The 21,421-nt window shown below is 37.9% G+C and carries 18 protein-coding genes and 1 other annotated feature; all 18 genes read left to right on the top strand.

Features of this window, described 5'->3' with window-relative positions:
* Positions 1-29 precede the first annotated feature (29 nt).
* The 18 genes from icd (at position 30) to thrS (ending at position 21,323) form a co-directional block, all read left to right on the top strand.
* Entirely contained in the window at positions 30-1,301 is a 1,272-nt protein-coding gene (gene icd / locus CZ487_RS20910; protein WP_202617895.1) for an NADP-dependent isocitrate dehydrogenase, read from the top strand.
* A gap of 106 nt (positions 1,302-1,407) precedes the next feature.
* Positions 1,408-2,346, top strand: a complete 939-nt coding sequence (gene mdh / locus CZ487_RS20905) for a malate dehydrogenase (RefSeq protein WP_077214215.1) — start codon at positions 1,408-1,410, stop codon at positions 2,344-2,346.
* 159 nt (positions 2,347-2,505) lie between these two features.
* A complete protein-coding gene (locus CZ487_RS20900) occupies positions 2,506-2,982 on the top strand; it encodes a MaoC/PaaZ C-terminal domain-containing protein (RefSeq protein WP_077214214.1) in 477 nt (158 codons plus the stop codon).
* A gap of 161 nt (positions 2,983-3,143) precedes the next feature.
* Positions 3,144-3,863 carry a response regulator transcription factor gene (locus CZ487_RS20895; protein WP_077214213.1) on the top strand — a complete coding sequence of 240 codons (720 nt, stop codon included), beginning with the start codon at positions 3,144-3,146 and terminating at the stop codon, positions 3,861-3,863.
* The gene (pnpS, locus tag CZ487_RS20890; protein ID WP_077214212.1) at positions 3,860-5,644 is read left to right on the top strand and encodes a two-component system histidine kinase PnpS; all 1,785 of its coding nucleotides are present in this window, start codon (positions 3,860-3,862) and stop codon (positions 5,642-5,644) included. Before CZ487_RS20895 ends, pnpS begins: the two co-directional genes overlap by 4 nt.
* A gap of 238 nt (positions 5,645-5,882) precedes the next feature.
* Positions 5,883-6,848 (top strand): FtsH protease activity modulator HflK, encoded by a 966-nt coding sequence (hflK, locus tag CZ487_RS20885; protein WP_077214211.1) that lies wholly within the window; start codon positions 5,883-5,885, stop codon positions 6,846-6,848.
* On the top strand, positions 6,845-7,777 hold the full coding sequence (gene hflC / locus CZ487_RS20880; RefSeq protein ID WP_077214210.1) for a protease modulator HflC: 933 nt from the start codon (positions 6,845-6,847) through the stop codon (positions 7,775-7,777). The genes hflK and hflC overlap by 4 nt, the downstream gene beginning before the upstream one ends.
* Positions 7,778-7,981: 204 nt before the next feature.
* Positions 7,982-10,615 carry a DNA polymerase I gene (gene polA / locus CZ487_RS20875; protein ID WP_077214209.1) on the top strand — a complete coding sequence of 878 codons (2,634 nt, stop codon included), beginning with the start codon at positions 7,982-7,984 and terminating at the stop codon, positions 10,613-10,615.
* Between the two features lie 29 nt (positions 10,616-10,644).
* Positions 10,645-11,487 (top strand): DNA-formamidopyrimidine glycosylase, encoded by an 843-nt coding sequence (mutM, locus tag CZ487_RS20870; protein WP_077214208.1) that lies wholly within the window; start codon positions 10,645-10,647, stop codon positions 11,485-11,487.
* Between the two features lie 108 nt (positions 11,488-11,595).
* Positions 11,596-12,231: a sporulation membrane protein YtaF gene (ytaF, locus tag CZ487_RS20865; protein ID WP_077214207.1), complete on the top strand. Its 636-nt coding sequence runs from the start codon at positions 11,596-11,598 to the stop codon at positions 12,229-12,231.
* A gap of 23 nt (positions 12,232-12,254) precedes the next feature.
* Complete coding sequence (gene coaE, locus CZ487_RS20860; protein WP_077214206.1) at positions 12,255-12,851, top strand: dephospho-CoA kinase; 597 nt, start codon at positions 12,255-12,257, stop codon at positions 12,849-12,851.
* Between the two features lie 144 nt (positions 12,852-12,995).
* On the top strand, positions 12,996-14,027 hold the full coding sequence (locus CZ487_RS20855) for a glyceraldehyde-3-phosphate dehydrogenase (RefSeq protein ID WP_077214205.1): 1,032 nt from the start codon (positions 12,996-12,998) through the stop codon (positions 14,025-14,027).
* A gap of 319 nt (positions 14,028-14,346) precedes the next feature.
* The gene (gene speD / locus CZ487_RS20850; protein ID WP_077214204.1) at positions 14,347-14,727 is read left to right on the top strand and encodes an adenosylmethionine decarboxylase; all 381 of its coding nucleotides are present in this window, start codon (positions 14,347-14,349) and stop codon (positions 14,725-14,727) included.
* Between the two features lie 201 nt (positions 14,728-14,928).
* Positions 14,929-15,387, top strand: coding sequence for a transcriptional regulator NrdR (gene nrdR, locus CZ487_RS20845; protein WP_077214203.1), 459 nt, complete (start codon positions 14,929-14,931; stop codon positions 15,385-15,387).
* 80 nt (positions 15,388-15,467) lie between these two features.
* Positions 15,468-16,874, top strand: coding sequence for a replication initiation and membrane attachment family protein (locus tag CZ487_RS20840; protein WP_077214202.1), 1,407 nt, complete (start codon positions 15,468-15,470; stop codon positions 16,872-16,874).
* Positions 16,875-16,889: 15 nt separating this feature from the next.
* On the top strand, positions 16,890-17,825 hold the full coding sequence (gene dnaI, locus CZ487_RS20835) for a primosomal protein DnaI (protein WP_077214201.1): 936 nt from the start codon (positions 16,890-16,892) through the stop codon (positions 17,823-17,825).
* Between the two features lie 154 nt (positions 17,826-17,979).
* Positions 17,980-18,873, top strand: coding sequence for a putative sporulation protein YtxC (locus CZ487_RS20830; protein WP_077214200.1), 894 nt, complete (start codon positions 17,980-17,982; stop codon positions 18,871-18,873).
* A gap of 165 nt (positions 18,874-19,038) precedes the next feature.
* Positions 19,039-19,299: a binding site (T-box leader), on the top strand.
* An 89-nt stretch (positions 19,300-19,388) separates the two neighbouring features.
* Positions 19,389-21,323: a threonine--tRNA ligase gene (thrS, locus tag CZ487_RS20825; protein WP_077214199.1), complete on the top strand. Its 1,935-nt coding sequence runs from the start codon at positions 19,389-19,391 to the stop codon at positions 21,321-21,323.
* The last annotated feature ends 98 nt before the right edge of the window (positions 21,324-21,421 follow it).

Here is a 21,421-nt window from a genome sequence, read left to right as displayed (position 1 = left end):
TTTAGCTATTCGAATTTGGAGGGAGAAAGATTATGACAGGTGAAAAAATTACAGTAACAAATGGTGTATTAAACGTCCCAAACAATCCAATCGTACCATTTATCGAAGGTGATGGAATCGGGCCAGATATCTGGGCTGCTGCATCAAGAGTTCTAGATGCTGCTGTAGACAAGGCTTACAAAGGTGAACGCAAGATAGAGTGGAAAGAAGTTTTAGCTGGTGAAAAAGCATACAATCAAACTGGCGAATGGCTTCCTGCAGAAACTTTAGATGTAATTAGAGAATACTTAATTGCAATCAAAGGACCGCTAACTACTCCTATCGGAGGCGGTATTCGTTCTTTAAACGTAGCGCTTCGTCAAGAGTTAGACCTATTTGTTTGCTTACGTCCAGTACGCTGGTTTGAAGGGGTGCCTTCTCCAATCAAACGTCCACAAGATACTGACATGGTGATCTTCCGTGAAAACACTGAAGATATTTATGCTGGTATTGAGTATGCAAAGGGTTCAGATGAAGTAAAGAAATTAATTTCTTTCCTACAAAATGAACTAGGTGTTAATAAAATCCGCTTCCCTGAAACTTCTGGTCTTGGTATTAAGCCTGTTTCTGAAGAAGGAACTACCCGCTTAGTACGTGCTGCAATTGACTATGCAATTAAAGAAGGCCGCAAGTCTGTTACCCTTGTACATAAAGGGAACATCATGAAGTTTACAGAAGGTGCATTTAAGAACTGGGGTTATGAATTAGCTGAAAGAGAATATGGTGATAAAGTATTCACTTGGGCTCAATATGACAAAATTAAAGATGAACAAGGTACAGATGCAGCAAATAAAGCACAAGCTGATGCAGAAGCAGCTGGCAAAATCATCGTAAAAGATGCGATTGCTGATATCTTCTTACAACAAATCTTAACTCGCCCTCGTGAGTTTGATGTTGTTGCTACAATGAACTTAAATGGAGATTACATTTCTGATGCACTTGCTGCACAAGTTGGCGGAATCGGAATTGCTCCAGGAGCAAACATCAACTATGAAACAGGCCATGCAATTTTCGAAGCAACACATGGTACTGCACCTAAATATGCTGGTTTAGATAAAGTAAACCCATCTTCTGTTCTTCTTTCAGGTGTGTTATTGTTAGAACACTTAGGCTGGAATGAAGCAGCAGATCTTGTTACAAAATCTGTAGAAAAAACAATTGCTTCTAAAGTTGTAACATACGACTTCGCTCGTCTAATGGAAGGCGCTACTGAAGTTAAATGTTCTGAGTTTGGTACTGAACTAATCAAGAACATGGACTAATAAGAATAATTTAAATGGGATGTCCTTTTAATAGGACACCCTTTCATTAGCTGCTTTAAGTAAGCGATTGCAATTGTATTCTTATATAACCAAGGAGGTAATTCCTATGTCATTACAACGTAAGAAAATTTCTGTTATCGGTAGTGGTTTTACAGGAGCAACTACTGCTTTTTTATTGGCACAAAAAGAACTAGGGGATGTCGTCTTAGTTGATATTCCACAAATGGAAAACCCAACAAAAGGTAAAGCTTTAGATATGCTCGAAGCTAGCCCGGTTCAAGGATTTGATGCAAATATTACAGGAACTGCTAACTACGAAGATACAAAGGATTCTGATATCGTTGTAATCACAGCTGGTATTGCTCGTAAACCAGGTATGAGCCGTGATGATCTTGTCCAAACTAACCAAAAAGTAATGAAAGCTGTTACGTCCGAAATTGTAAAGTACTCTCCAAACTGTACGATTGTTGTATTAACAAATCCAGTTGATGCGATGACTTATACGGTTTTCAAAGAGTCCGGCTTCCCAAAAAATCGGGTTATCGGTCAATCGGGGGTTCTTGATACTGCTCGCTTCCGTACATTTGTTGCGCAGGAGCTAAATATTTCTGTTAAGGATATTACTGGCTTCGTTCTTGGTGGGCATGGAGATGATATGGTGCCATTAGTCCGATACTCATACGCTGGAGGTATTCCATTAGAAACTCTAATAGCTAAAGATCGCTTGGAAGCAATAGTGGAACGCACACGTAAAGGCGGGGGAGAAATCGTTAACCTCTTGGGAAATGGCAGTGCTTACTACGCACCAGCTGCTTCACTTGTTGAGATGTGTGAAGCGATTCTTAAAGACCAGCGTCGTATTCTTCCCTCTATTGCATATTTAGAAGGTGAGTATGGATATAAGGGAATTTACTTAGGCGTTCCAACCATCCTTGGAGCAAACGGAATCGAAAAAGTAATACAACTTGATTTAACTGCAGAAGAGAAAGCAGCATTAGATAAATCTGCAGAAGCTGTTCGTAATGTAATGTCGGTTTTAGCATAATAAAAAAAGATCCGGGGAGCTCCTCGGATTTTTTTATAATGTATAGAATTTTATAAGATTTAAGTAAAATCTTTCACTTTGATCACTCAGCGTGATATGATAAGAAAAACAGTAAGTGTTCTGAGTATTCAGATAATAACACGGAGGTGCATTTAGCAAATGCTGCTTGGAAAGAAACGAAAGTTAGGAAGAAGAATTGAAGAAATAAATAAAGGGGAAAAATTGACTCTAACTGAAAAGATGGAAGATAAAGATTTGCTGCTTTATTTAGGTCTAACCAATGATGCTAATCCTCTTTATGTTCAGCATGATTATGCTTCTCAAACAACCTATGAGAAGCCGATAGTGCCCCCGATCATGTTAACAGGTATCATTACTTCGGCTATTTCTAAATATCTTCCAGGTCCAGGTAGTTACATAGTTAAGCAGGATATTGATTTTATTAACCCTGTTTACCATTATGACACGATTCAATTCCTTTTTGAGGTGATAGATGTGAATATGGGGAATAACATGATCCAAATCAGTGTACGTGCAGTCAATGAAAATGAAGACACAACCGTTCAAGCATTAATATCTGTCTGTCCTCCGCAAAAGCTTAAGGAAATTGATGGGAAAGAATTAGAAAACTTTTAAAAGGGAGATGCGAAAATGAGCATCTCTCTTCTTTATTAGGCCTCTTAAATCGGTCGATCTTTTTCCTTATGTTAAGAAATTGTAAATTCATTAAATTGTTAAAAATTTATATTATAATGAAAGTAATTGGAAAAGAGGAAATATAAGATACGGAGGCTCTTATGGAGAAAAAAGTTCTTGTCGTTGATGATGAACAATCAATCGTCACTTTATTGCAATATAATTTATCCCAGGCTGGTTTTGAGGTCATAACTGCTATGGATGGGGAGGAAGGAAGGGATTTAGCACTGACAGAAAATCCTGACTTTATCATTTTAGATTTAATGCTGCCGAAGCTAGACGGTATAGAAGTGTGCAAACAGCTGCGTCAACAAAAAGTAGAAACGCCGATCCTAATGCTCACGGCAAAAGATGAAGAGCTTGATAAAATTCTTGGGCTAGAACTTGGCGCCGATGATTATATGACTAAGCCATTTAGTCCAAGAGAAGTGATTGCGAGAGTAAAAGCAATCCTAAGAAGAACACAGCAGAAGCCCGCAGATCCTGTACAAGATCCTGCTGAGGAGGAAGATTCACTTCAAATTAGTAAATTGAAAATCTATCCTAATAGTTATGAAGCATATTTTAATGATGTTCTATTAGAATTGACACCTAAGGAATTTGAATTACTGCTATACTTGGCAAAGAATAAAGGAAGGGTCTTAACAAGAGACCAATTGTTAAGTGCAGTTTGGAATTATGATTTTGCGGGAGACACACGAATTGTTGATGTCCATATTAGTCATCTACGGGATAAGATCGAGATAAATTCTAAGAAACCTGTCTTTATTAAAACCATTCGCGGTTTAGGCTACAAGCTGGAGGAGCCCAAAGGAGAATGACAAAGTACAGAACTAGGCTTCTTTTTGGATTAATCACCCTTATTTTTACCGTTTTAATTGGCTTAGCGCTTATCCTAGGCCAGTTATTTAAAAGTCATTACATCAATTCCTTCGATTCACGTTTAAACAAAGAAATAAGCCTATTTAAGATCTTGATAGAAGATTCAGGAGGGTTACAACACCTGAACAAGGAAAAACTTGAATTATTTAGTAAGACGATGGAATCACGGGCAACGGTCTCTGATAAAGATGGGAATATTCTATATGATAGTGGCGATTTAGATGATACAGCTTATCTAAGGCATAAAGAAATTATTGAAGATATTGTCCAGCAGAAAAATAATACTCTAAGCAGCAGTGATCGTGATAAAGTCTATGAAGTTCGCGGCGGCTACAACTTGCATTATTATTGGCGAGAAATCATAAGGGACGGAAATATTGAAGGCTACTTGGTTTTAAGTACAAAGTTAACTGAAATCCAAAAAGCATATCAACAAATTTGGTGGATTTTAAGTATCAGCCTCGGTATAGCATTAATGATTATTATATTATTAGGAATTAAGATTACGGCTCGCTATACAAAGCCGATTGAATCTGCCACAAAGGTCGCTATGGAGCTGGCGAAAGGAAATTATCGTGCTAGAACTTATGAAGACCATATTGATGAAACGGGAATGCTCAGTACATCGATTAACATCTTGGCTCGTAATCTTCAAACGATGGTGAAGAATCAAGAAATGCAGCAGGATCGGTTAGGTACATTGATTGAAAATATGGGAAGCGGCCTAATCTTAATTGATAGCCGTGGGTATATTAATTTAGTTAATCGCACATATAAAGAAGTTTTTAATGTAAAACAGGAAGAATACTTAAATCGATTATATTATGAAGTAATAGAGCATAAAGAAGTAACGGATATTATTGAGCAAATCTTTATGACTGAGCAGAGGGTAAAGAAACAGATGCATCTTTCACTTTCTATTGAAAGGCGGCATTTTGAAATTTATGGAGCGCCGATTATCGGCATCAATGATGTCTGGAAAGGGATTCTGCTTGTTTTTCATGATATTACTGAACTAAAGAAATTAGAGCAAGTGAGAAAAGACTTTGTTGCGAATGTTTCCCATGAGTTAAAGACACCGATTACTTCAATTAAGGGTTTTTCCGAGACACTGCTAGATGGAGCGATGGAAGACAAAAATACGTTAGAGGCTTTTTTGAATATTATTTTAAAAGAAAGTGATCGACTTCAGTCCTTAATTCAAGACTTGTTAGATTTATCCAAAATTGAACAGCAGGGATATAGTCTGTCAATTGGCGACATTAATTTGGTTCAGCTGCTTCAAGAAGTATTGCCCATTCTTAAAGGAAAAGCTGCTGAAAAGAACATTGAGCTGGTATTTGAAACGACAAATCAGAATATGGAGCTTGAAGGAGACTTATATCGTCTCAAACAAGTTTTTATTAATCTAATAACTAATGCTATTACCTACACTCCGAATGAAGGAAAAGTCACGATTTCAATCGATGAAGATTCTTCGTATATTATAACGACAATAAAGGATACAGGAATAGGCATTTCAAAAGAAGAATTGCCGAGGATTTTTGAGCGTTTTTATCGGATTGATAAGGCGAGAAGCAGGAATTCAGGTGGTACAGGTTTAGGTTTAGCGATTGTAAAACATTTAGTAGAAGCACATAATGGGCAAATCATCGTTGCTAGTGAAGTAGGAAAAGGGACCACTTTTGAAATTAAGCTGCATAAAAACCTGCCACAGTAATAGTTATATTAAGACAAATTCACAAAAATTTTACAAAAGCATGATACTTCATTAATAAATGATTGATAATATATACTTGAAAACCCCTTCATCCAGGGCTTTTAGAAAAAGGTGAAAGCAGACCCGGCTTTCACCTTTTTCCTTTTTTTAGTTCCTATATATTTTAGATAAACGAATCCTTTTCATATTTGAATCGTATAAAATAATAAGGGTTTATAAAAAAGGGAGGGATACATAGTTGCTTAGTATAAAAAGAATTTATATGATTATCGGACTTATTATTTTAATAGCAGTGTTAAGTCTAGTGGCATTTACAACTTGGTATACGGTCGATGAATCCGAACAGGCTGTTATTTTAACTTTTGGTAAGGTTGAAGAGGGAATTACAGAACCAGGTTTGAACTTTAAATTACCATGGCCAATTCAAAGTGTTGAGAAACTATCGAAAGAGACTTTCAGCCTTCAATTTGGTTATGAGGAACAGGATGGACAAATCAAGGAATTTCCAGATGAAACAAAGATGATCACAGGTGATGAAAATATCGTTTTAGCCGATATGGTCGTTCAATGGAAGATTACGGATCCATCTAAATATCTTTATAATGTTGATAACCCAAGAGAAGTACTTTATGACGCCACATCAGCCTCGTTAAGAAGTATTATCGGAAGCTCAAAAATTGATGATGCCTTAACATCTGGTAAAGCGGAAATTGAAGCGGATGTTCGTGATTTACTATCTAGTCTAATTGAAAAATATGATATTGGTATTTCAATTCTTGCAGTGAAACTTCAGGATGTAGAACTGCCTAATGATGAAGTACGTCAAGCTTTTACGAATGTTACTGATGCTCGTGAAACGATGAATACAAAGCTGAACGAAGCGAAGAAATATCAGAATAAGAGGATGAACGAAGCGGAGGGTGAAAAAGCAGCACTTATGGCAAATGCCCAAGGGGATAAAGCGGCCCGTATTGAAACAGCAAGAGGGGACGTTGCGGTATTTGATAAGTTATATGAGGAATATAAAAATAATCCTAATATTACGAAACAGCGTCTAATATTAGAAACAATTGATCAAGTCCTGCCAGGTGCCGAGATTTATATTATGAAAGATGAGGGAAATACGATGAAATACTTCCCGATTCGCCCGCTGGAAAGTACGAAGCCTCAGGTACAAGAGGAAGGAAGTGAAAAGAATCAATGAGTAATGATAACGTAATTGATATGAATGAACGTGGTGGAAATGGTTTTAATCGTTCTTTTATTAAATTAGGAATTATTATTGTCGTGATCATAGCGATACTAGGCTTAATATTTGCCAATCTTTTTGTCGTAAAAGAAGGAGAATATAAAGTGATCCGCCAATTTGGTGAGGTTGTCCGCATTGTTGAAGAACCTGGATTAACCTATAAAATACCATTTATTCAAAGTGTGACGACTCTTCCAAAATACCAAATGACCTATGATGTTTCCGAAGCTGAGATTAATACAAGAGATAAGAAACGAATGCTCATCGATAACTATGCAGTATGGAGAATCGAGAATCCAAAGGATATGATTTCCAATGCAAGAACAGTTGTCAATGCAGAAACACGTATGGAAGAGTTTATTTATTCTGTTGTCCGGACAGAATTAGGAAAACTTAATTATGATGAAATTATTAATGATGAGAAGTCTTCAAGAGGGTCTCTAAATGATATCGTTACTGAAAAGGTTAACGAGTTGCTTGAAAAAGATAAATATGGAATTGTTGTGACAGATGTACGTATTAAACGGACAGATTTACCAGAAGAAAATGAGCAATCTGTTTATACTAGGATGATTTCAGAACGTGAATCGACTGCACAAGAATATCTTTCCAGAGGGGATGCAGATAAGAATAAAATTGAAGCAGAGACTGATAGAGATGTAAAAGAAATGCTGGCAAAAGCAAAAGCGGAAGCAGAGAAAATCAGGGCCGAAGGGGAAGCAGAAGCAGCAAAAATTTATAATCAGTCCTTTTCAAAGGATCCAGAATTCTATTCCTTGTATCGAACACTTGAATCCTATAAAAAGACAATTGATGGTGAAACCATTATTGTTCTTCCATCTGACTCTCCATATGCCCGTCTGCTAATGGGTTATACGGATTAAAGGTTAGAAGTGAGAGGGTTGGAATTGAAGAAATCGGTGAGTAAGCCGATTTCCTTTTTTTGAAAGATCGCATACGATTGTACAATGCCGTTATTTTCCTTTTTATATGTTCTCATGATAGAATATATAAGGAAAATAACGGTCTTTTCGTCGTGTGAATACATAGCTTTAACCTTTTAGAAATGCTGAAGGAGGGAACTGTTTTTGCCTAAAAAACTTGTGTTAATTGATGGAAACAGCATTGCTTATCGAGCTTTTTTTGCGCTGCCATTATTGAATAATGATAAAGGAATACATACGAATGCAGTCTATGGATTTACGATGATGCTGTTGAAAATATTAGAAGATGAACAGCCGACCCATATTATGGTTGCGTTTGATGCGGGGAAGACAACTTTTCGTCATAAAACATTCAGTGAATATAAGGGTGGACGTCAAAAAACACCACCGGAGCTATCTGAACAATTTCCCGTTATTAGAGAGCTGTTAGACGCTTATGGAATAAAGAGATATGAACTTGAAAATTTTGAAGCGGATGATATTATTGGCACGCTTTCTTTAGAGGCAGAAAAAGAGGGTTACGAAGTCAAAATTATTTCAGGGGACAAAGATTTAACGCAGCTAAGCTCTGAACATACAACTGTCGGTATCACCCGAAAAGGAATTACAGACATCGAAGAATATACGCCCGAACATATCAAAGAAAAGTATGGTTTAACTCCAAAACAGATTATTGATATGAAAGGTTTAATGGGCGATCCATCAGATAATATCCCTGGGGTTCCTGGTGTTGGTGAGAAAACGGCTATTAAACTCTTGAGTGAGTTTCAAAGTGTTGAACAGCTTCTGAATTCAATCGATCAGGTAAGTGGAAAGAAATTAAAAGAGAAGCTTGAGGAGTTCAAAGATCAGGCAGTTATGAGTAAAGAGCTTGCTACGATTACCAGGGAAGCACCTGTAGAAATCAAGCTGGATGAGGTTGTTTATGAAAGCCCTAACAGCGAGAAGGTGGTCCAGCTTTTTAAAGAGCTAGGATTTAACTCTCTGTTAGATAAGCTTGGGGAGAGCGGTTCATTGGATGATGCTAAGTCATTTGAAGAAATTGAATTGACAATTTTAAATGAAGTAACTTCTGATCAATTAGCCGATGAATCAGCTCTGTACGTGGAAATTATCGAGGATAATTATCACTATGCTCCGATCATTGGGATTGCATTCGTTAATGAAAAAGGGAATTTCTTTATTTCAACAGATACGGCGGTAAATTCTGCTGTTTTTAAAGAATGGGCAGAGGATGACTCAAAGAAAAAGTGGGTGTATGATGCAAAAAGAACAGAAGTATCACTCCGTCATCATGACATTCACTTACAAGGAGTGGAGTTTGATTTGCTCATCGCTTCTTATTTGCTTAATCCATCTGAAACGGTTGATGATATAGCTTCTGTTTCTAAATCCTACGGCAGTGGAAGTGTACAGTCAGATGCTGGTTTTTACGGAAAGGGAGCAAAGCGAAAAATACCGAATGAACCAGAACTTGCTGAGCATTTAGTAAGAAAGGCAGATGCGCTTTATCAGCTGAAGGATGTTTTGGAGACCAAGCTAAAAGAAAATCAACAATATGAATTATTTTATGAGTTGGAACTGCCATTATCTTTGATTTTAGCAGATATGGAATCCTGGGGGATTAAGGTTGATTTAGATACGTTAAAAACGATGGGACAGGATATTAATGAGCAGCTGCTCGCCATTGAAAAACGTATTTATGAACTAGCAGGAGAGGCTTTTAATATTAATTCACCTAAGCAGCTTGGAACGATTTTGTTCGAAAAGCTGCAGCTTCCTCCTATAAAAAAGACCAAAACAGGTTATTCAACATCAGCAGATGTGCTGGAAAAGCTGGAGAATAAACACGATATAATAAAAGAAATTCTTCATTACCGGCAGTTAGGAAAGCTTCAATCTACTTATATTGAGGGGCTGCTTAAAGTCATCAACCCGAAAAATAATAAAGTCCATACTAGATATAACCAAGCGCTTACTCAGACGGGAAGATTAAGTTCAACAGATCCCAACCTCCAAAATATCCCAATACGTTTGGAGGAAGGAAGGAAAATCCGGCAGGCGTTCATTCCATCTGAAGAGGATTGGGTTATTTTTGCAGCCGACTATTCGCAAATTGAGCTCAGGGTTTTAGCTCATATTGCTGAAGATGAAAAGCTGATTAATGCGTTCAGGGAAGGCCTTGATATCCATACGAAAACGGCGATGGAGGTCTTCCATGTAAGTAAGGAGGAAGTCACCTCTAACATGCGCCGGCATGCGAAAGCTGTTAACTTTGGAATTGTTTATGGAATTAGTGATTATGGACTATCTCAAAGCTTGAATATAACACGTAAAGAGGCAGGACAATTTATTGATAAATATTTGCAGAGCTATCCAGGTGTAAAAGATTATATGGAAGATATAGTAAAAGATGCGAAACAAAAAGGCTATGTATCCACTCTTCTCCATCGTAGAAGATACTTGCCTGAAATTACAAGCAGGAATTTTAATATCAGGAGCTTTGCTGAAAGAACGGCTATGAATACACCTATTCAAGGAAGTGCAGCAGACATCATTAAGAAGGCTATGATTGATATGGCTGACCGCTTAGAAAAAGATGGCTTAAAAACAAGACTTCTGCTCCAGGTTCACGATGAATTAATCTTTGAAGCACCAAAGGATGAATTGGATCATTTAAAGGAAATGGTTCCGGATGTAATGGAACATGCGGTAGAATTGAAAGTTCCTTTAAAAGTTGATTTTTCCTACGGTCCAACCTGGTACGATGCAAAATAATCGTTTTGCTGGGGAAAGGAGGGAAGCTGGTGCCTGAATTACCAGAGGTAGAAACCGTTCGAAGAACCCTAGAGGCATTAGTGTTAACAAAACAGATCAATAAAGTATCGGTATTTTGGCCGAAAATCATTAAGCACCCTGCTGATGTTGAACAATTTCAAGATGCACTAGTTGGACAGGTTATTGAAGAAATTGGACGCAGGGGGAAGTTCCTGATCATTTATACCACTGATTTTGCACTTGTATCCCATCTGCGCATGGAGGGCAGGTATGGGCTCTTTAAAGGCGGTGATGAAGTGGACAAGCATACACATGTTATTTTTCACTTTACAGATGGGACAGAGTTGAGATATCGGGACGTCCGAAAATTTGGGACGATGCATCTGTTCTTAAAAGGAAAGGAATTTGATCAGCTGCCCCTTTCGCAGCTGGGACCTGAGCCGTTTGGAGATGACTTTTCTGTCGGGCATCTTTCAAACAAACTTGCTAGTACATCTAGAAGTGTAAAGACGGCATTATTGGATCAGAAGGTTGTCGTAGGTCTGGGCAACATTTATGTTGATGAAGCTTTGTTCAGGGCTGGAATCCATCCAGAAAGAACGGCGAGCTCACTCACTGACGATGAACTGGCAAAGCTGCACAAGGAGATTGTCAAGACATTAGAGGAAGCTGTAGCCAAAGGAGGCAGTACGATTCGTTCTTATGTAAACACCCAAGGGGAAATTGGTATGTTTCAGCTGCAACTGTATGTCTATGGCCGAAAAGGTGAGAAATGTAAAATCTGCTCAGAGGAACTTGAAAAAATTGTAGTTGGCGGCAGAGGAACAGTTTTTTGTCCTAATTGCCAGCGAAATGCGAATAAAAACGGCTGAATGTCAATAATTTGTTGATATGTAAGAAAGTCTGTAAAAGATCATTAACATTGGAGTAGTTTCATCCATATACTATCATAGCTTTTTGATGGGAAGGAGATTACTCCAGTGGATTTTTCAATTTCACTTCTTCTGCTTGCTTTTGCGGTAAGTCTTGATAGTTTTAGTGTGGGACTAACATATGGTCTAAGAAAAATGAAAATTCCCTTTAAGTCGATCCTGGTCATTGCCTGCTGCTCTGCCCTTTCGTTAATGGGGGCAATGGGGATTGGACAAATCATTGAGGCCTTTATTTCTCCAGAAATGACGGAGAAAATTGGCGGGATCGTACTTGTAATTTTAGGCGGATGGATACTTTTTCAATTTTTTCGACCGGGGGTGTCAAAAGATTCATTACCGCATGAAAAGACGATTGTTAACTTTGAAATTAAATCTCTCGGTATAGTGATAAATATCTTGAAAAAACCAATGTCTGCGGACTTTGATAAGTCAGGAACGATTACAGGGATTGAAGCCTTTATGCTTGGCTTAGCCCTATCACTAGATGCTTTTGGGGCGGGGATTGGTGCTGCGATGCTTGGATTTTCTCCAATTGCCCTAGCTTTAACCGTTGCTGTCATGAGTTCCCTTTTTGTATTTTGGGGAATGAAGATGGGATCGATCTTTTCTAAGAACAGCTTTGTGCAAAAGTTTTCCTTCATTCCAGGAATTTTGCTTATTTTTATTGGTATATGGAAAATGTAAATAAATAGGAGAGGAACTAGTTTATGACAATAATTGTAGGATTAACAGGTGGCATTGCCAGTGGGAAAAGTACCGTATCGAATATGTTAAAAGAAAAAGGAATAACAGTGATTGATGCAGATGTCGAAGCAAGGTTGGCTGTTGATATTGGAGAACCTGCCTACAACGAGATTGTAAACTACTTTGGTCAAGAGGTACTCCATGAAGATGGATCCATAAATCGGCCAAAATTAGGGGAACTTATATTCAATGACTTAGAAAAACGAACGAAATTAAATAGCATTGTTCATCCAGCGGTCAGAGCTAGAATGGATGAGAAAAGAATACGAGCGATTGAAAATGATGAAAAAATCGTAATAATGGATATTCCGTTATTATTTGAAAGTAAATTAAAGTCTACAGTAGAAAAGACGCTGCTTGTCTATGTTGATGAGGAAACTCAATTAAAGCGCTTAATGGAAAGAAATAATTTCACAGAGGAAGAAGCAAGAAGCCGAATATTATCACAAATGCCATTAAAAGATAAAGTAAGCTTAAGTGATGCAGTGATTGATAATAACGGTTCCATAGAAGATACAAGGAAGCAATTGAATGCAATTTTAGAAGAATGGGATATTTAATTGAGGAGCCATGTTGGCTTCTTTTTTTTGGAGAAAATATTTAATGAAATTCCGCAAATTATTCATCCCAAACTAGGACTAATATGTTATACTAATCATAAAATATATGGATAAAGTATAACATTATACGGAAGGAGCCGTAAAATGAAGGCTAAAATTGCGATTAATGGGTTTGGAAGAATTGGTAGAATGGTATTTAGAAAGGCCATTCTTGATGATAATTTAGAAATTGTTGCTGTCAATGCAAGTTATCCGGCAGAAACATTAGCACATTTAATTAAGTATGACACAAATCATGGAAGATTTGATGGTGATGTGCATGCGGAAGATAATGCACTTGTCGTGAATGGAAAGAAGGTTAAACTGCTAAGCAACCGTAACCCAGAGGAACTGCCATGGGGTGAATACGGGATCGATATTGTAATTGAAGCAACTGGGAAATTTAATTCCCGTGATAAGGCAAGTCTTCATTTAAAGGCTGGTGCAAAAAAGGTCATCTTAACTGCACCAGGTAAAAATGAAGATGTTACGATTGTGATGGGTGTAAATGAAGAGGTATTGAATATTGAGGAACACGATGTCATTTCGAATGCATCATGTACAACAAATTGTCTTGCGCCTGTAGCCAAAGTACTAAATGAAAAGTTTGGTATTGAAAATGGACTAATGACTACCGTTCATGCATATACAAATGACCAAAAAAATATTGATAACCCGCATAAAGACCTGCGCCGTGCGCGGGCATGTGCACAGTCAATCATTCCTACGTCAACAGGAGCTGCTAAGGCATTATCATTAGTGCTTCCAGAATTAGCAGGGAAATTACACGGCATGGCATTACGAGTACCAACATCGAATGTCTCGCTTGTAGATTTAGTTGTTGACCTAGAAAGAGATGTCACAATTGATGAAATTAATGAGGCTTTTGAGTCGGCAGCACAAGGAGAATTAAAAGGAATTCTAGATATCACTGATGAACCGCTTGTATCAGTGGATTTTAATACGAATCCTAATTCAGCTGTTATTGATGGCCTTTCTACAATGGTGATCGGTTCAAATAAAGTCAAAGTATTAGCATGGTATGATAATGAATGGGGCTATTCATGCAGAGTGGTTGATTTAACAAAGCATGTTGCGGAGGCTTTGCTTCAGTCAAAAAAGGTTAAAGTCTGCTAACGGATTTTTCGCTGGCAGCATAATTAGAGTTCCAACGAATACTTTCTTTTCTGGTCAAGAATAGAGTCCATCTTAACAGTGGACTCTATTTTAGTGTTTGAATAAATAGGCGTAAAAAAATAAAAATTTTTTGATTGATATATTGCAAAAGAAATATAAACAAAGTATACTAATCATCGTGAACTCATGAATTTTGGATACTGTAACTACTTAAAGGGTTAGGACCTCTCTGGACTAACTTTCCCCCGTGGTAGTTATACTCCAGTAACACTCAGAAATTCATAGAGCCGTCTTAATTTTGTAAAGGGGGAAATTAAATATGGAAACAATGGGTCGTCACGTTATTTCAGAATTATGGGGTTGCGATTTTGACACACTAAATGATATGGACAAAATTGAGCAGATCTTTGCTGATGCTGCATTAAAATCAGGTGCTGAAATTCGCGAAGTTGCTTTTCACAAATTTGCGCCACAGGGTGTTAGTGGTGTTGTGATTATTTCGGAATCTCATTTAACTATCCATAGCTTTCCTGAGCATGGTTACGCTAGTATCGATGTGTACACATGCGGAGAAATGGATCCTAACATTGCCGCAGACTATATTGCAGAGGCATTAGGTGCACAAACTCGTGAAAATATTGAACTTCCACGTGGAATGGGACCTGTTCAAGTGAAAAATGCTCAAGCAAAAGCATTATAAAAAATACAAATTAATATCAATTCTGATCAGACCGAGGTGTATTCATACACCTCTTTTTTAATTTCTAGAATTTTTTTATTGCATACTTAGGCGGGTAACGTGATGAAAATTGACAGTCTTTACTTGTACTAACAACTTGTTTTTTATAAGATAGAAGAAAGAGGTTCGTGTAAACCATGAATAGGATTCGGAGCTGATCGTATGAAATGTCCATCATGCCAAAACAATAATACTCGTGTGCTTGATTCCCGTCCTGTCGATGATGGGAGGTCTATTCGACGAAGACGAGAATGCGAGAAATGCGCATCGAGATTTACCACGTTTGAAAAAGTGGAAGAAATTCCTTTAATTGTTGTAAAGAAAGAAGGAACCCGTGAAGAATTCAGTCGTGATAAAATCCTGCGCGGACTAATCAAGGCTTGTGAAAAACGGCCGGTTGCCTTAAAACAGCTGGAGGATATTACTTCCGAGGTTGAAAAAGAGCTAAGAAGCCAAGGCGTTTCAGAAATTAAAAGCGAAGTGGTTGGAGAAATGGTCATGGACCGCTTGGCAAAAATAGACGAAGTAGCGTATGTACGTTTTGCATCCGTTTACCGACAGTTTAAAGATATCAATGTTTTTATCGAAGAGTTAAAAGAATTAATTAAGAAAGAACAATAGGGACATGGAGAAAAGGCTAAAGTAATCCTTTGGCTTTTTTCTCTATTTTTGATGAAGATAAATAGAAAGGTTGATCAAAGATGGCCCTTCATTGGAAGGAAATGCTGCCAATAGATCGATACTTAGTGGCCAGTAATGGCTTATTGCACGATTATGATCGGAAGATTCTTACCCTCCTTTATCAACCGCTGATTGGCCCCTTATCCTATAGTTTATATATGACGTTATGGGCGCAAGTAGAAGAGAACCGGCTATGGTCGGATTCTAACTCCCATCATAGCTTGATGGGCTTTATGGGATTAAAGTTAAATGAGATCTATGATGCCAGGCTCAAGCTTGAAGGGATTGGCTTATTAAAAACATATGTTAAGCAAGAGGAAGATAATCGTACGTTTATATACGAACTTCTCCCGCCGTTAACACCAGACCAATTCTTTTTAGATGGAATGCTTAATGTATACTTATACCGAAAAATAGGAAAAAATCAATATGCAAAATTAAAAAACTTTTTTAGTGATACCCTGCTTCATTCTCTGGAGGGCTATGCAGAGGTGACTAGAAACTTTCAGGATGTGTATGATTCTGCTATTCCATCGGCCCTTCATCAGCAAGCGAATGAAATGGAAACAGACTTCTTTGAGCAAGGTAATCTTGGCTTTATTAGCAGAAATGAATCGAATGGCGTGTTCGTTGATCCATCCACCTTCGATTTTGATCTTCTTTTAGCAGGACTTTCGGAATCTTTAGTGCCGAAAAAAGCAATAACGCCAAAGGTGAGAGAAGCTATCAGCAAATTATCATATCTTTATGGAATTGATGCCATCCAAATGAAAAATCTCATTATTGATGCGATGGATGTTGCGGAAGAAGTGATAAATATCGAGGATTTAAGGAAAGCTGCAAGGGATTGGTATCAGATCGAAAATCATGACGGATTGCCGCTGCTTGTCGATAAAATACAGCCTCCAGTGCATCAGTCAGAATTACAAGCACCAAAGACAAAAGAAGAAAAGCTGATTCATTACTTAGACACCACTTCACCAAGGCAGTTATTGATGGATACATCAGGAGGTGCTGAAGCCTCGAAAGCAGATCTTCAAATTATTGAAGATGTAATGTTTAAGCAAAATTTAATGCCGGGTGTAGTCAATGTTCTGATCCAATATGTTCTGCTAAAAACTGATATGAAGCTTACGAAGGGCTACGTAGATAAGATTGCTTCTCACTGGGCTAGAAAGAAGGTCAAGACGGTATCAGAAGCCATGGAATTGGCCAAAAATGAGCATCGGCAATATTTAGAGTGGGCGAATAATAAAAAGAGTCCAAAGCAGGCTGGGAAAAAGCAGCCAACAAGGGTTGAGGCGATTCCTAAATGGTTTGATGAGAAGGAAGGAGAACAAAAGTCTGCTTCAAAAACCGATACATCTAATGATTATGAAGGTAAAAAACGCGAGCTTGAGGAAAGATTGAAAAAGTATAAAAAATAGGAGGTGAACCTGATTATGGAAAAAATCAACGATACATTAAAAAAGCTTGGGAATAACTCCAAATTTCAGGCGAGATATGAAAAAATGAAACAAGAGATTCTGCACGACCCTCATGTCAGGGCATTTCTGATTGAACATAGTGATGATTTATCCAAAGAAATCGTTGATAGAAGTTTAATGACGCTTTATGATTACGGCAATCAAAGTAAGAATTGTGCGGGTTGTCATTCCCTTTCAGAGTGCAATAACTTAATGAAAGGCTACCATCCTGAATTAGTTATTAGAAGAGGGAGTATCGATATTGTTTATGATCGCTGCCCTCGTAAAGTGATGGAGGATGAAAAGAAGAAAAGTGAAAAGCTGATCAAAAGTATGCATGTGCCGAAGGATATTATTAACGCTTCCTTCGCCGAAATTGATACGAAAGACATGGAGGGAAGACTCGAAGCGGTTGACCGGGCGACTGCCTTTGTTGAAAAGTATCAGCGTGACGGGAATCAAAAAGGTCTTTATTTCTATGGGAAATTTGGTGTTGGAAAATCGTTTTTGCTTGGTGCAATCGCAAATGAACTAGCAAAGAAAAAGGTTTCATCCATGATTGTTTACTTCCCTGAGCTGTTAAGAGAGCTGAAAAGCTCGATCGCAGATTCATCCTTAAATGAGAAAATTGAAACGATCAAAAAACAACCAGTATTAATGATTGATGACATTGGTGCGGAAACGATGTCTAGTTGGACAAGGGATGAGGTTCTCGGACCAATCCTTCAATTTAGAATGCAGGAAAACCTGCCAACCTTCTTTAGTTCTAACTTTGACTATGAAGAGCTCGAACATCATTTAACGTATAGTCAACGGGGAGAACAAGAAAAGGTGAAGGCTAGACGGATTTTAGAAAGAATAAAATATTTGACCGATCCGGTTATGGTTGACGGACCTAACCGCAGAAGATAGGGAATGGATATTTGGGGCTGTCGAACATAGTTTCGATGCCCTTTTTTCTATAGAAAGAAAATATAGTTTTACTAGTTTGTTACAATACTTCTAATTTGGCCAAGTTCCCCATATACATGAAAACAGAAAATTGTTTTTACAAGGGGGGATATGGTTGCTTGAAATCATTTTCCAAAGTATAGATGATGCGAAAAAATTTCAGTATTATATTCAAACGCAATTAGGTCCATCTCATTTAAACAGCGATAATATTCTTCTTATCGAAGATCAATATATAGGCAAAGTGAAGATTGATAATAGTCAATCTGTTATTGAAACAGCTGCTAAAGAAGCCTTTTTTCAGTTCTTAATAAAAATAAAGCTCAATGACTGGTTTCGCTTTATTCTTAAAGAACAGTTTCATTACGACGATGAAGAAGAACAACAGCAAATCCTAGATATTATGCAATCAATACTAGAAGGAAACCGGGTAGAGCTAGCTTCCTTAATTGATGGCTTGAATATGAATCGCGAACTTCAAGACGCTATTGATCAAATGTTTCGTGATCATCTTTCCTTTTCCTTCGAATCATTTGTTCGTTTTCGAATGCGACCGTTTATGGACCAATTGGAAAAGTACGTGGAAATATCGATTGATGAGTATAAAATGGAACAGGAATACCAAATGTTTATTCAAACTCTGAGGGAGTTTTTGATGGGCCGGGATGCTAAAATTAACCATCTCCATTTACTGCTAGATGACGGGGTCACATTTTTTGACGAGCAATTTTATGAGATTAAAAGAATGGAACTGGTACGTATGATTGATCGAAAGCTTATTTCCAACCATCCAGTTTATGTTGATTCAGTTACAATTGCACCGCTCTTATCTATCGCACCGACGACGATTTTTTTATACAGTGATGATTGTGAGCAGCCTCTTGTCCGCACGATCTGCAATATTTTTGAAGAAAGAGTGGTAAAGCTTCCCATCTCAAGCTTTTACCAACGAAAAGGTTCCTTTTCTTATTACAGTGATAAAGAAAATTCGCCAATTGACAAGCCTTGAATAAAGGAGATTCGTGATAAGGAGAGGTTCCCTATATTAAATAGGGAGAAACTTTGAACACCATAGGAAGTAGTTTTATTATCTTAAAGTATAAAAAATACGGTAGAATACCTTGCTTTTCAAATTTTAACCGACTATAATAACGTACATAATAGCTTAAATATAGTAAAAGTCTTGATGAGGACAAGGGTATTCTAAATGACGGTTTTCAGAGAGGGAAGGCATGGCTGCAACCTTCCTAACACGAATAGAATACTTACCACCTCTAAACTTCAATCAGGAACAAGGTGTTTGGATACAATAACATCTTTATTAATGGTTGACGGGTATAACCGTTATATTAATTTCTAAAGTCACTTTTTCGTCTGAAAAAGTGAGAATTAGGGTGGAACCACGTGTTGTAATAAATGATAACTCGTCCCTTTCCCAGGGGCGGGTTTTTTGTTTTTTGTATGTAAAAATGTTCCTATGTTTAAGCTAAATACATTGTGATATAACACTAGGGAGGAAATATCATGTCAGACGTTGTGAAATTATCGTTTCCAGATGGAGCAGTGAAGGAGTTTCCTGTAGGTGTGACAACTGAGGAAGTTGCTGCTTCCATTAGTCCCGGACTAAAGAAAAAGGCAATCGCCGGTAAACTTAACGGTGCCATGTACGATCTGCGTCGTCCAATTAATGAAGATGGTGCTATTGAAATCGTGACACAAGGAAGTGACGAAGCGTTAGAAGTTTTGCGTCACAGCACAGCTCACTTAATGGCACAAGCCATCAAAAGATTATTCAAAAATGTAAAGCTCGGTGTAGGACCAGTGATTGAAGGCGGATTCTACTACGATATTGATTTAGATCAGTCCATTACACCAGAAGATCTGCCGCTTATTGAGAAAGAAATGAAGAAAATTATTAATGAAAATATTGAAGTTGTTCGTAAAGAAGTAAGCCGTGATGAAGCAATCCAGCTTTATAAAGAAATTGGTGACGAATACAAGCTCGAACTAATCGAGGCGATTCCTGCAGACGAGACGGTAACGATTTATGAACAAGGTGATTTCTTTGATCTTTGCCGTGGCGTCCATGTTCCGTCTACTGGGAAAATTAAAGAATTTAAATTACTTAGCATTGCCGGAGCTTATTGGCGCGGAAACAGTGACAATAAGATGCTGCAGCGAATTTACGGTACGGCTTTCTTTAAGAAAGAAGACCTTGCAGAACATCTGCGTCTTCTTGAAGAAGCAAAAGAACGCGATCATCGTAAAATTGGAAAAGAGCTGAGTCTTTTTACAAACTCTCAAAAAGTTGGACAAGGCTTGCCTTTATGGCTTCCAAAAGGCGCAACGATCCGTCGTATTGTTGAAAGATATATTGTCGATAAAGAAGTAAGTCTTGGTTATGATCATGTCTATACACCAGTCATGGCGAACGTTGAGTTATATAAAACTTCTGGCCACTGGGATCATTACCAGGAGGATATGTTCCCTGTTATGGGAATGGACAATGAAGAACTGGTTCTCCGTCCAATGAACTGCCCGCATCATATGATGATCTACAAAAACGGAATTCACAGTTATCGCGAACTTCCGATTCGTATTGCGGAATTAGGTACCATGCATCGCTACGAAATGTCAGGAGCATTATCTGGCCTGCAGCGTGTTCGCGGCATGACGTTAAATGATGCACACATCTTTGTTCGTCCGGATCAGATTAAAGAAGAATTCAAGCGAGTGGTTCATTTGATCCTAGAAGTATATAAAGACTTTGATTTAAATGACTACTCATTCCGTCTATCTTATCGTGACCCAGAAGATACGGAGAAATATTATGATGATGATGAAATGTGGAATAAGGCGCAATCTATGCTGAAAGAAGCAATGGACGAGCTGGGACATGACTACTATGAGGCAGAAGGAGAAGCTGCGTTCTACGGTCCTAAACTGGATGTTCAAGTAAAGACAGCTTTAGGAAAAGATGAAACTTTATCAACAGTGCAGCTTGATTTCTTATTGCCTGAACGTTTTGATTTAACCTATGTTGGTGAAGACGGTAAACAGCATCGTCCGGTTGTTATTCACCGCGGTGTTGTCTCAACAATGGAACGTTTCGTAGCCTTCCTAATTGAAGAGTACAAAGGTGCCTTCCCAACATGGTTAGCTCCTGTACAAGTTCAAGTGATTCCGGTATCTCCAGATGTGCATTTTGATTATGCACAAAAAGTGAAAGAGGAATTAAAAGCTGCGGGCTTCCGTGTCGAACTTGACGGCCGAAATGAGAAAATGGGTTATAAAATTCGTGAAGCACAAATGCAAAAAATTCCATACATGCTTGTAGTAGGGGATAATGAAGTTGCTGAGAATGCGGTGAACGTTCGTAAGTATGGAGAACAAAAGTCTGAAACGGTTCCTTTCGCAGACTTCCTTGCCGATTTGAGAAAAGAAGTAAAAAGAGCATAATAAAATTAGCAGGTTTTGCTATTTGAAAAAAAGCTATTGTCAACGGCACATATTTTTGTTACACTAATTTTTGTTGCGATACAAAGTGTCGATTTGAC

This window comes from Robertmurraya dakarensis (assembly GCF_900156875.1).
GTDB classification, from domain to species: Bacteria; Bacillota; Bacilli; order Bacillales; family Cytobacillaceae; genus Robertmurraya; species Robertmurraya dakarensis.
The sequence above is the reverse complement of the archived record's forward strand: the minus strand, read 5'-3'. Positions and strand labels throughout refer to the sequence as shown.